Genomic DNA, 11,846 nt, shown 5'->3' on the forward strand with positions numbered 1-11,846 from the left:
GGCTCGAACGGCCTCGCTCTCGGAGATATCGCATCGGCCACGACGTCGATGCGTGCATCTTATCCGATGTCGCCGCGCAGTGGGCCGCATCGCGGTGTCGCCCCGGCCGCTCCCGCCCTCAGGCAGGCGACAGCGCGAGCACGCTCGCCCCGGCGGGCACGGCGGCCGACGCGCCCGCCGGCGCCATGGTGGCCTCAGGCCCGAGCCTGGCCACCATATAGCGCACGAAATGCTCCAGTTTCGACGACACGTAGCGCCCGGCCAGATGCACGAGCTGCATCGGCTCGCTCAGTCGCGCATCCGCTTCGAGCACGCGCACGAGCCGCCCGGCATCGACCTCCGGCGCGAGCAGGTACTCTGGCAGGAGGGCAATGCCCATGCCGCACACGGCCGCCTGCAACTGCGCCAGCGGGTTGTGAGCAATGAGCCGGGCGTCGCGCCCGGCCTCGGCGACATGCCACCGCCCAAGGACATCGTCGTATCGGAAGCCCAGACAGTCATGCCCCGCAAGATCGGCCGGCTGACGCGGCACGCCGCGCCGCGCGAGATAATCCGGCGATGCGCACGCCACGTGCGTTACACCGCGCAGCGCATGCGCAACCAGTCCCGGTTCGGCATTCCCCCCGCCTGGAAGGCCGCGTGAATGCCCTCCTCCTCGAGATCGACCGCGCGATCCTTGAGCGCGAGATCGAGCGCCACGTCCGGATGTGTCTGCAAATATTCCGCGAAGATCGGCATGAGCAGATGCGCGCCCACGGTGGTGGGCGCGCTCACGCGAATCTGCCCGACGTGACGCGACAACGCGCCCGACACCGACGCGGGGCGCCCCCCAACTGCGCCCGTGTCTGCGAGCGCCTCGGCGTCGGCCACGCGTGCGAGCACCTCGGTGCATTCGACGAAATAGCGCTCACCCAGCGCCGACGGCGCGTGACGCCGTCCGACGCGCCGCAACAATGGCTGTCCGAGCCGAGCTTCGAGCGCCTGCACGTGACGCGCGGCCGTGACCGTCGTCATGCCGCACGCCGCCGCGCCCGCCGAGAGGCTGCCGGCACGCACGACCTGCACGAACACTTCCATGCATTTGAAGCGATCCATGGTCAGTCGCGCAGTTTGGCACGCTCGATGGACATGTGCGTGGGCATCATGTTCGTGTTGGCGTTATGCATCACCCAGAGCGAGCCCGCCACGATGATCGCGATCAGCCCGGCGGTACACAGGAAGATGGCCGAATTCTGCCGCTGGCTGCGCTTCGCACCGATATGCAGGAAGTACACCAGTTGCACGACCAGCTGCGCCACGCACAGCAGGACGATCGACGTCAGCCCCATGCCGGCGGGCACCACGCCCAGCATGACCACGCCGAATGACGCGAACGTAAGCAGCAACGACAGGAAAAACCCCACCACGTAGTCGCGCAGGTGACTTTGCGAGGCATAGGCGCCGTGGTCATGGACTTGAGCGCTCGTCATACGAACTCCCGCAGGTAGACAAAGGTGAAGACACAGATCCAGACCAGGTCCAGGAAGTGCCAGAACAGGCTCAGACATTGCAGGCGGCGTCGCACCACCGGATCGAAGCCGAAGCGGCCGATCTGATGAATCATCACCACCAGCCAAAGCAGGCCGCAAGTCACATGCAGACCGTGCGTGCCCACCAGGGTGAAGAATGCCGAAAGGAACGCACTGCGCCCGGGGCCCGCGCCTTCGTGGAGCAATGCCGTGAACTCGTGGACTTCCATCGAGACGAACGCCGCGCCCAGCGCGAACGTGATCCACAACCAGCGCTGCACGACCGCCTCGTTGCCCGGGCGCATCGACAACGATGCCAGCCCGAACGTGAAACTCGAGAGCAGCAGCAGCACGGTTTCCCCGAGCACGAACGGCAGCTCGAAGAGCTCGCGTCCGGTTGGCCCGCCGGCGGTGCTCTGCGCCAGCACGCCGAACGTGGCGAACAGCACGCAGAAGATGAGACAGTCGCTCATCAGGTAGATCCAGAAGCCGAGCGTCGTGGTGGCGCCGCTGTCGTGGTGCGCGTGATCGGTGTGGTCGTTGGCCGGCGCCTTCGCGCCGCGACCGGAATTGGAGTGAAGGGTTGCCGAGGACATCAGGCCGCCTTTTGCAGGGATTGACGCGCGGGAAGCGCAGCACGCAGGCCGGCGAAGCGGGCGCTTTCGATACGCTCCACTTCCGCCGCCGGCACGTAGTAATCGACGTCACGGTCGTAGGCGCGCCACAGGAAAATGGCGATCGAGGCGACGAGGCTTGCGCCCGCCAGCCACCAGATGTGCCACACGAGCGCGAAGCACATCACGCCGCTGGCGACTGACACGAGGAATCCCGTTCCGGTGTTGCGCGGCATGTGGATGTCGTCGTACCGCGCCGGCTCGCGCCATGCCAGGCCCCGCGCCTTGTCGTCCCAATGCTGCTCGAGCGAGTCGATGTGCGGCACGTGAGCAAAGTTGTAGAACGGCGCGGGCGACGACGTGGCCCATTCGAGGCTGCGCGCGTCCCACGGATCGCCGGTCAGGTCGCGATTGGCGTTGCGATCGCGAATACTCACGACCAATTGCACGCCGAACGCCAGAATGCCGAGCCCGATGAGCGCCGCGCCGATCATCGCGACGACGAGATACGGCTGCCAGTCGGGTTGCACGTAGTGGTTCATGCGGCGCGTCATGCCCTTGAAACCGAGCACGTAGAGCGGCATGAAGGCCAGGTAGAAGCCGACCAGCCAGCACGCGAACGAGATCTTGCCCCAGCGCTCGTTGAGCGTGAAGCCGAAGACCTTGGGGAACCAGAACGTGATGCCTGCCAGGCACCCGAACACCACGCCGCCAATGATCACGTTGTGGAAGTGCGCCACGAGGAACAGCGAGTTGTGCAGCACGAAGTCGGCGCCCGGCACGGCGAGCAGCACGCCCGTCATGCCGCCGATGGCGAACGTCACCATGAAGCCGATGGTCCAGAGCGTGGCGGAGTGATAGCGGATACGCCCCTGGTACATCGTGAACAGCCAGTTGAACAGCTTCACGCCGGTCGGAATCGAAATGATCGTGGTCATGATGCCGAAAAAGGCGTTGACGTTCGCCCCCGAGCCCATCGTGAAGAAATGGTGCAACCACACGAAGAACGACAGGATACCGATCGACGAGGTGGCGTAGACCATCGATTTGTAGCCGAACAGCGGCTTGCGCGAGAACGTGGCGATGATCTCGGAGAACGCGCCGAACGCGGGCAGGATCAGGATGTAGACCTCCGGGTGCCCCCAGATCCAGATCAGGTTCACGTACATCATGGCGTTACCGCCCAGTTCGTTCGTGAAGAAGTGCATGCCCAGATAGCGATCGGCGGTGAGCAGCGCGAGCGTGGCGGTCAGCACGGGGAATACGGCAACGATCAGGATGTTGGTGATCAGCGCGGTCCACGTGAACACCGGCATCTTCATGAGATTCATGCCGGGTGCGCGCATGCGCAGGATGGTCACGATGAAGTTGATGCCCGTGAGCGTGGTGCCGAGCCCCGATATCTGCAGCGACCAGATGTAGTAATCCACCCCGACGGTCGGGCTGTACCCGAGTTCGGACAGCGGCGGATAGGCGACCCAGCCGGTGGCGGCGAAATCGCCCACGAACATCGACATCATCACCAGCACGGCGCCCATCGCCGAAAGCCAGAACGAGAGCGAGTTCACGAACGGAAATGCCACGTCGCGCGCGCCGATCTGCAGCGGCACGATCACGTTCATCAGGCCGAGCACCAGCGGTGTGGCCACGAAGAAGATCATGATCACGCCGTGAGCGGTGAAGATCTGGTCGTAGTGATGCGGCGGCAGGTAGCCCGCCTCGCCGCCCGCGGCGATGGCCTGCTGCGCGCGCATCATGATCGCGTCGGCAAAGCCCCGCAGCAGCATCACGAGCGCGAGCACGATGTACATCACGCCAATGCGCTTGTGGTCGACGGACGTGATCCACTCCGTCCAGAGATACCCCCACTTCCGATAATACGTAATGGCGCCGAGCAGCGCCGCGCCGCCCAGCAGCACCACGGCGAGCGTGCCCATGATGATGGGTTCGTGCAGCGGGATGGCGTCGAGATCGAGTTTTCCGAACATGAATTACTCCGTGAGCGCACGCGGTTCGGCAGGCACCGACGGGGTGCCTGCCGCGCGCTCGGCACGCTGCGCGAGCAAGGCGCGGCGGTCCAGTTGGCCGTCCGCGCGGCAATTCGCGGCGGCGATGATGTCGTCGATGGCATTACCCGACACCCGCATGCCCTGCGAGCCCCCTTCCATCGGTCCCATGTACTTGCCCACGATCGCGTCGAACAAGCCCGGCATGACGTTGGCATAGACAGCCACCGGCGCGCCGGTGCCCGGTTGTTCGAGCGTCACGTAGGCCGGTGCGTCGAGTGTGTCGGGCACGGCCTGCGCCGCTTTCACCCAGCGATCGAAATCGGCGCGCGACGTCACATGCGCCTTGAAGTGCATGTCGGAGAACCCCGGCCCGCTGTATGCCGACGACATGCCTGCATAGGTGCCGGTCTCGTTGGCGATCAGGTGCAGCTTCGTCTGCATGCCCGACATGGCGTAGACCATGCTGCCCAGTTGCGGAATGAAGAATGCGTTCATCAGCGACTCGGCCGTGAGCTTGAATTCGACGGGCGTATCGACCGGCAGCACCAGCCTGTTGACGGTGGCCACGCGATAGTCCGGGTAGATGAACAGCCACTTCCAGTTCAGCGCCACGACTTCGACGCGCACCGGTGGCGTGCCCGAGGCCACCGGCTCGATGGGACGATAGGGGTCGAGCTTGTGGGTCGTCTCCCAGATCATGACGGCGAGCGACACGACGATGATCACGGGAATGGTCCATACGACCACTTCGATCTTTGTCGAATGCGCCCAGCGCGGCGAATACGTGGCAGCCGTGTTCGTCTCGCGGTATCGCCAGAAGAACACCAGCGTGAGCACGATCACCGGGATCACCACGAGCAGCATGACGCCCATTGCAATCAGGATCAGATGCTTCTCCTGCTCGCCAACGCTGCCCTTCGGGTCGAGCAGTTCGAGCGTGCAACCGCTCATGGGCACTGTTGCCATCAGCGCCGCGGCGCGGACGCACAACGTGTGCCAACGCGTGCCGCGCGATGTGTCCGCCCTGCGCCGCATCGGCGGGAAGACGTTATGCATGGACATTTACAGCCTCGATGTATGTATAAGGAATTTGCGTTTCGAATGCTACGCATACACATATTCCATACATCGCGACATAATGACGCACTCGCGAACCGGTGCTTCCCGCGCTTCTCATCGTCTGCACGGCGGCGACGGAAACAAAAAAACGCCCGAGGTATCTCGTCCCTCGGGCGTTTTACACGCAATGACCGGTCAGGCGTGCGCTCGCCTGTGGCCTGCCGACATCAGAAGCGCCAGGTCGCCGACACCGATCCGGCAACATCCGCGTTGCCGGCCTTGTAGAAGTTGCTCGACACCGCGGCGCCGAACACGATGCGCTTGGCCATGCGATACGACACACCGGCCTGCAAGCCGAGGCTGTCACGACCTACGACTTCGCTGCGCGTCGTGAACGATGCCCCCGGATAACCGGCAAAGCTGGCACTTTGCGTTACAGCGCCTCCCGTCAGTTCGTGGTTCCAGGTCGCTTGCAGGTTGGCCGTGAGCGCATTGCCGGAGATCATCGGCAGATCGAAGCGCAATTCACCGCCCAGACGAGTGCGCAGCGAGTTGAACGTCTTGCCGTCGAGATGCAGGCGCGCGCCGTCGGCATTGTCTTCGGTCAGGCTCGGGCGATACAGCGCGGTGTAATCGAGCGCCGCCAGGGGACCGGCACTCACCGTGCTGCCAAGCTGCCAGCGCCATCCGCCGCCGACCGTCGCCGACGCGGTGGCACCGGTCCACGTGCCGCGCGGCGACGCGCTATAGCCGTTCACCGCGATGGAGCGATCCATACGGCCGTCCTCGACCCCCACGCGTGCCAACGCGAACGCATGCGGGCCCGCGTTCGGGTCCGGCGCGAAGCGCGCTTGCACACCGACATCGAACGCCGTGGTCTTGCCCGAGCCGGGCGTCTGGCCGTCCAGCCGGGTCGACTGGCCGCTGATCGCGCCGTGCACGCCAAACGTCCAGTCGCGCCCCTCGCCCGCCACCCGTTCGGCGCCGAACACCACGCCGTAGGTATTGCCGCTGGCCCCGGCCATGTCGCCGTCGCGACCGCGCCAGTAGCCGCTGCCGAACGGCATGGCGAATCCACGCCAGTTGCCCGTGAGCGCGCCCTCGCCTGCGCCCTTGGCACCGTCCGCGCCGACAGCGGCAGCCACCATGTCGGTGATCTGGCGCTCGCGCAGCAATGCGCCGGTGAACATCGCACCGTAGGCCGCCGGTGTGAGTTGCGGCAATGCCCTGGCGATATCGCTGCCATTCGCCGCCGAGAAGTCGAGCGCCGTGACGAGCGGTTGCAAGTCGGCCCCCACGCTGCCCGCGATCTGGTCCAGTGCCGCGCCTACCCGACGGCTGTTGCCGTCCGCGCCATATTGGGAGTAGGCATTCGCGGCCCGCGCGAGCTGGACACGGTAGGTGTTGTTGCCCAGCGACGACGCGGTGGCAAGCAGCGTCGGCGACGACAGCAGCGTGGTGACGCTGGCGAAAGCGCCGTTGACGCTCGACGCGCCCAGCCACTGGTTCGAGGTGACGGTGAAACCGTTCGCGTACCAGCTGCGCTGCGGCGCAATCGCGAGCGTGCCGTCCAGCGTCGCAGTGCCCGACACGATCAGCTTGCTGAACGTGCCGTCTCCCGACAGCGAGGACACGAGGCGGCCGGTGCTCGTTTGCGTGTAGTCGCCCGCGATGCTGATGAAGCCGCCCGTGAGCAGCGGCGCGACGGTGCCCGCGTTGACGAAGCCGGCCGTGGGATCGAGCGTGTAACGGCTGTTACCGGTCAGCGTGGCGCCGCTGGAGACGGCAACGTCGTGCACCGTATGATCGCCATTGATCTGCGTCGTGCCGCCGATCAGGGCGAGCGACAGGTTGCCGCCGACGATATTGCCGTCGTAGCGCAGGTTGAACGTGGGGTCGGCCTGTGCCGTTGCGACACCGTTCGCATCGGGGGTCAGACCGAAGCTCAGTCGCGTCAGGCGCAACGCGCCACTGGCGTCACGCTGGGCGTACTTCGAGATGATGTCGCCGTAGAGCGCTGCGCCGCGCATGATGTTGATCTGCCCGACATAGCCGTTCTCCGACATATACAGCGACGCATAGCTCCCCGCGAGGCGGCCGGTAATATCGGCGCGCGCGACAAGGGGGCCGTCGAGCTCGTCGAGCAGCGCCAGAGGTTGTCGTTGCGAGTCGTACTTCACGAAGATGTACGAGCCGCGATAGTCGCCGCTGTAGCCATCGTCGCCGTAATCGCCGAGCGCGTTGTGTCCGAAATCGAAGCTCGCGGCGATACCGTTCGCGCCCAGCGCCTGAACGTCGCCGCGCTGCACGAAGGTATGATTCTTGCCATACGTGAACATCACGCCACGGCCATTGCTGCCGTCCGCGTAGATGCGCGTACCGGGGAGCACGGTCACGTTGTTGCCCACGCCGTCCACGCGAATGCCCGCGCCGCCCGCGCCGATCGTGAGCAGGTCGGCGCGTTGCGACACGGTATTGCCGCTGCCGTAGATGTGCAGCCCCAGGCCTTGCGTCGCGGTGTTGTACGTGTTCGGTATGTAGTCCGTGCCGTCCGCGTTGCGGCCGAAGAACGGGTTGTCGTTCACAACGCTCAGGCCATCGTTGTAGATCGATCGCCCGAAGAAATTGCGCCGGTCGATGTTGTAGCCGATGTCTTGCAGCATCGCCAGCTCCGCCTCCATGAACCCCGTGTAATTGCGGTACGTCTGGTGGCTCATCAGGCTGTTCTTGAGCTCGATATGCGAGAGAATCGGCGAGTCGTAGGTGGTCTGCTCGAACATCGCCTTCACCGGGATATGTCCGTTCATGGCCCCCGCGAGGACCTCCTGCACATGGTCGCCGGTGAAATAGCCGTTGTCCTTGCGAATGTCGAACACGGACGGGTCGTACATGCTCGCGTTTGCCGGCGAGATGATCACCTGGCCTGGCCGGGCAGGATTCCCATTGTCGTCGTACAGATGCGCGGACCAGTCGTCGAGCACGGTGGCGAACTGGGCGTAAGGCAAGCCGTTCGCCGTGTAAGTCCCGACGAACATGTTGGTCCCGACACCCAGCGCGTGGGCGACTTCGTGTGCCATGACGGCCGTCATGTCGGCCTTCTCGGTCAATGGAATTTGCGAAGCGGCGTACGGTGCCGTCGAGAAGTCCATCTTGCCCAGCGTAATCTCGCCATGTGCCCCGAAGTAGGTCGGGCCGCCCAGATTGCTGTTCTGCAACGCCGCCTGCACGAGCGTCGGGTTCTGGTTGCCGACCGCGCGCGGATCCGTCGCTTCGTACACATACGGACTTTGCGCGTGCGCTCCCCCGTCGGTGCTCATGCCGACATTGATGATCGCCGGCGAGCGCCCAGGCGCCACCCTGATGATCTCCGCCCAATAGTCCAGCGCGGCTCGCACCTGGTCGGTCTGCAGCGGCGAAAGCGTGCCCGTCGATCTCACGGGCGTCACGCCGTCGTTGCCGAAGGTGTAGGGGTCGTCCGTCGGCGAGAACAGCCGCGCCTGTATGAACGGCGTGCCGTATCGGTCGTTGATGTCGATCGACGTTACCGCCATCGCTGACGACATCATCGTGCAGAGCGCCGCGAACGCAACGCTCGTCATACGAATGGTGCTCATTCAGTACTCCGTATCCATTTATGGCTTCCGTAAGGCTTTGTAATGCGAAGCGAATGGTACGGAGCGGTCCCTCGGACGTCACTGCGATTAATACGGGGTTTTTCGAAAATCGCCCGTAACCCACCGTGGAATAAGGACTTTTTCTTCGCCGGAGGTCTCGATCCGGGCACTTTCGTCCCGTCTTGTATTAATCACAGTTTCGCCACTCGGGGGCGACGACGATACTTCACTCAACGGCTGGCACGACACCGCGGCAGCCGGAAACCGAAACCACGACGCATCGACACAAGGAGAAACACCATGCCCGCACTCATCGCTTACGGCTTCGCCTCGGTCCTCGGCCTCGTCGGCGTTATCGCCCCGATCTTCGGCTGACCCCTGCCCCCCAAGCCCAACGACCCACGGAGAACCTCCATGACCCATCTCATCGACCTCATCGACAGCCTGCTCGGCAACGACGTGTGCGTGGAAGCCGGGATGCAATGCGCCGTCCACGTTGGGCACGTCTTCGGCTTCTGACGCGCTTGCCGGAACGTCGGCGACGGCGCATCGCCGGTGGACGGCGAAAAGCCTTCGGAAGGGACCGCCTGCGCGGTCCTTTTTTCCTTGTGCCGCCCCCTTCGCGGCACCGCCTGTCGTGCCGGCCTCGCGGGCACGGACGACGGAAATTTCGCCGTCCGGTGATTTTTTAGTACGATTTCACCATTCCACATAAAAAACCGGGGCCAGCGGGATGTCATCTCCCACCAAAGTTTTCTGTATTGAAGACGACCACGACTCAGCCGACCTGATCCGGGAAGATCTGACCGATCGGGGCTATACCGTCAAGGTGGCGCACGACTTCTCGAGCGCCCTGGCAACGCTCGCGTCGTTCATGCCCGACGTGATCCTGTGCGATGTGAACGTGCCGGGCATGACCGGCTTCGAGTTCCTGGAAAGCGCGCGCGGCATCATCCAGGGCGAGCGCAAGATTCCGTTCATCTTCCTCACGGGCAACGCCGACAAGGCGTCGATCATGCGCGGGCACAGCACCGGCGCTGACGAGTACATGCTCAAGCCGGTCGATTTCGACGTGCTCGACACCGTCATCCGCAAATACACGGACCACGACGAGCCGGAAGACGGCGCGCCCCTGCCGTTCGGCCTGACCAAACGCGAAGTCGAGGTGCTGCAATGGTCGGCGCGCGGCAAGACCTCGGCCGAGATCTCCATCATTCTGGATCTCGGCAAGCGCACGGTGGATTTCCACATCGACAACGCCCGCGAAAAGCTCAACGTCGCCACGCGCACCGAAGCCGTGGTGCGGGCCGCCCTGCTCAATATCATTCAGCTTTGATCGCGCGCCATCGCGCCGGAACGTTTTCGCATGGCTAAAGCCTCGTCTTCCCCCCGCAAGCCGCTCCCGATCCGGGGGCGCATGTACCTCCTGCTCGCCCTGTGCCTCGCGGCCATGATCGCCGTGGGCGTGATCGTGCATCGAGAAGTCGACGCCGCGCAGCAGCGCGCGATTGCCGCCGAGCGCACGCAGATCGAGCATCTGAGCGTGCTCGAGGAACTCAACGACTACATCTCCGACTTCCGCACCGTCGAATCCGAAGCGCTCGCCCCGATGCCGCCCAAGGCGCTCGCCGACATCCGGGCCGCCGCCAACGAGTTCGACGTCAAGATCCAGGCCGCGTCGCAGCGCTACCAGAAGGTGCTCGTGCACGACGAATTCCGCCTCGCCTTCGGCAAGTTTCAGTCACAGTGGGCACAGTACCGCCGCGCGTCGAACCAGGTATTCCAGTTGGCGCAGGCCGGCAAGCTGGTGGACGCCGCAAAGCTCTATCGCGGCGAGTCGAACAATAAATACACGCAGGCGAACAGCACGTTCGGCGCGCTGGTGTTTCGCAGCACGGAAGCGCTGATCAAGGACGTCGAGGCGAAGAACGCGGCCGCCCGCCATCGCCTGCTGCAAATCGACGCGCTGATCGCCGCCATGATCGTCGTCACGCTGCTGTGCCTGATTTACGTCGACGCCGTCATTCTCAGGCCGCTTACCCGCCTGATCCGCATGTCGGGCAACGCCGTGACCGGCAAGGCCAGGTTGCGTCTGCCGTGGTTGCAACGTGGGGACGAAATCGGCACGCTGTCGCGCTCGCTGGCCAAATTCCAGGAAAGCACGTCGTCGCTCGTTCGCAACCAGAAGCTCGCCACGGCGAAGAACACCATCCTGCAGCGCGCCCTGGCCAACGAGGAACGGCTCAACAACTTCCAGAAAACGTTCCGGTCCATGGCCACGCACGAATTCCGCACGTTGCTCAGCGTGATCGACGGACACGCGCAGCGGCTGTTGAATCCGCGCAACGAAGAGACCGATTCGCGGCCGCGCTATACGAAGATTCGCGAGGCCGTCGCCAAGCTCAACCATCTGATCCAGAACTGGCTCGACGCCGCGCAAAGCGCCTCGCTCGAAGACCCGAAGTTCGGCAAGCGCGCGGAGCTCTCGCTCGTGGCCCTGCTCGAGGACGTGCGCGGCGTTGGCACCGACATGTTCCCGAACGCCAGCATCACGGTGCAGGCCGCGCCGGAGCTGGACAGCCGCATGATCGGCGACAGCAACGTGCTGTTCCATGCGTTCATCAATCTGGTGAGCAACGCCACGAAGTACACGATGGCGCCGCCGGCCATCGACATCGGGGTGAGCGATGCGGGCGAGGCATTGCGTGTGGTGCTGCGCGACAACGGCACCGGCATTCCGGAAGACGAACTCAAGGAAATCTTCCAGATGTCGTTCCGCTCACGCAGCAACGCGGTGCTCGAAGACGGCTCGGGCGTGGGGCTCGCCGTGGTCTATGCGGCCATCGAATTCCACAAGGGCACCATCGACGTCGCCAGCCAGGTCGGCGTGGGCACCACGTTCACCGTGACGCTGCCCAAGTCGCCGCAAGGCTCGCAGACGTCCGGATCCGACGAAGCCGCGGCCTGAGATTCGCGCTGGACATCACCAACGAAAAAGGCCGGCATCGCCGGCCTTTTCGCATTTCGCGTCGTTTCGCGTCA

Annotated in this window: 9 protein-coding genes; 2 read left to right on the top strand and 7 right to left on the bottom strand. The window is 64.4% G+C overall.

The genetic code is table 11. The annotated features are described in order from the left end of the window. Positions 1 to 118: 118 nt before the first annotated feature. From LV28_RS41230 to LV28_RS41260, 7 genes are all read right to left on the bottom strand, one after another. Positions 119 to 571, bottom strand: coding sequence for a LysR substrate-binding domain-containing protein (locus LV28_RS41230; RefSeq protein WP_058371680.1), 453 nt, complete (start codon positions 569 to 571; stop codon positions 119 to 121). 5 nt (positions 572 to 576) lie between these two features. After that, positions 577 to 1,095 carry a LysR family transcriptional regulator gene (locus tag LV28_RS41235; RefSeq protein ID WP_058371681.1) on the bottom strand — a complete coding sequence of 173 codons (519 nt, stop codon included), beginning with the start codon at positions 1,093 to 1,095 and terminating at the stop codon, positions 577 to 579. Between the two features lie 2 nt (positions 1,096 to 1,097). Continuing rightward, complete coding sequence (gene cyoD / locus LV28_RS41240) at positions 1,098 to 1,469, bottom strand: cytochrome o ubiquinol oxidase subunit IV (protein WP_023597022.1); 372 nt, start codon at positions 1,467 to 1,469, stop codon at positions 1,098 to 1,100. Continuing rightward, a complete protein-coding gene (cyoC, locus tag LV28_RS41245) occupies positions 1,466 to 2,104 on the bottom strand; it encodes a cytochrome o ubiquinol oxidase subunit III (protein WP_038620399.1) in 639 nt (212 codons plus the stop codon). Before cyoC ends, cyoD begins: the two co-directional genes overlap by 4 nt. Beyond that, entirely contained in the window at positions 2,104 to 4,110 is a 2,007-nt protein-coding gene (gene cyoB / locus LV28_RS41250) for a cytochrome o ubiquinol oxidase subunit I (RefSeq protein ID WP_023873527.1), read from the bottom strand. The genes cyoC and cyoB overlap by 1 nt, the downstream gene beginning before the upstream one ends. Positions 4,111 to 4,113: 3 nt before the next feature. After that, positions 4,114 to 5,166, bottom strand: coding sequence for a ubiquinol oxidase subunit II (gene cyoA / locus LV28_RS41255; protein WP_023873526.1), 1,053 nt, complete (start codon positions 5,164 to 5,166; stop codon positions 4,114 to 4,116). Between the two features lie 251 nt (positions 5,167 to 5,417). Then, positions 5,418 to 8,804: an autotransporter outer membrane beta-barrel domain-containing protein gene (locus LV28_RS41260; protein WP_048806563.1), complete on the bottom strand. Its 3,387-nt coding sequence runs from the start codon at positions 8,802 to 8,804 to the stop codon at positions 5,418 to 5,420. Between the two features lie 733 nt (positions 8,805 to 9,537). Between LV28_RS41260 and LV28_RS41265 the strand changes: the two genes are divergently transcribed. Together LV28_RS41265 and LV28_RS41270 are read left to right on the top strand one after the other, a co-directional pair. After that, positions 9,538 to 10,140, top strand: a complete 603-nt coding sequence (locus LV28_RS41265) for a response regulator transcription factor (protein WP_023597028.1) — start codon at positions 9,538 to 9,540, stop codon at positions 10,138 to 10,140. 30 nt (positions 10,141 to 10,170) lie between these two features. Next, a complete protein-coding gene (locus LV28_RS41270) occupies positions 10,171 to 11,772 on the top strand; it encodes a sensor histidine kinase (RefSeq protein WP_080685152.1) in 1,602 nt (533 codons plus the stop codon). Positions 11,773 to 11,846 lie beyond the last annotated feature (74 nt).

Origin of the sequence: Pandoraea pnomenusa (genome assembly GCF_000767615.3) — a bacterium.
GTDB classification, from domain to species: Bacteria; Pseudomonadota; Gammaproteobacteria; order Burkholderiales; family Burkholderiaceae; genus Pandoraea; species Pandoraea pnomenusa.

Coding starts and splice junctions, on each gene's coding strand:
- cyoA (WP_023873526.1), bottom strand. CDS start 5,166: ATGCGGCGCAGGGCGGACACATCGCGCGGCACGCGTTGGCACACGTTG.
- cyoD (WP_023597022.1), bottom strand. CDS start 1,469: ATGACGAGCGCTCAAGTCCATGACCACGGCGCCTATGCCTCGCAAAGT.
- LV28_RS41260 (WP_048806563.1), bottom strand. CDS start 8,804: ATGAGCACCATTCGTATGACGAGCGTTGCGTTCGCGGCGCTCTGCACG.
- cyoC (WP_038620399.1), bottom strand. CDS start 2,104: ATGTCCTCGGCAACCCTTCACTCCAATTCCGGTCGCGGCGCGAAGGCG.
- cyoB (WP_023873527.1), bottom strand. CDS start 4,110: ATGTTCGGAAAACTCGATCTCGACGCCATCCCGCTGCACGAACCCATC.
- LV28_RS41270 (WP_080685152.1), top strand. CDS start 10,171: ATGGCTAAAGCCTCGTCTTCCCCCCGCAAGCCGCTCCCGATCCGGGGG.
- LV28_RS41235 (WP_058371681.1), bottom strand. CDS start 1,095: ATGGATCGCTTCAAATGCATGGAAGTGTTCGTGCAGGTCGTGCGTGCC.
- LV28_RS41265 (WP_023597028.1), top strand. CDS start 9,538: ATGTCATCTCCCACCAAAGTTTTCTGTATTGAAGACGACCACGACTCA.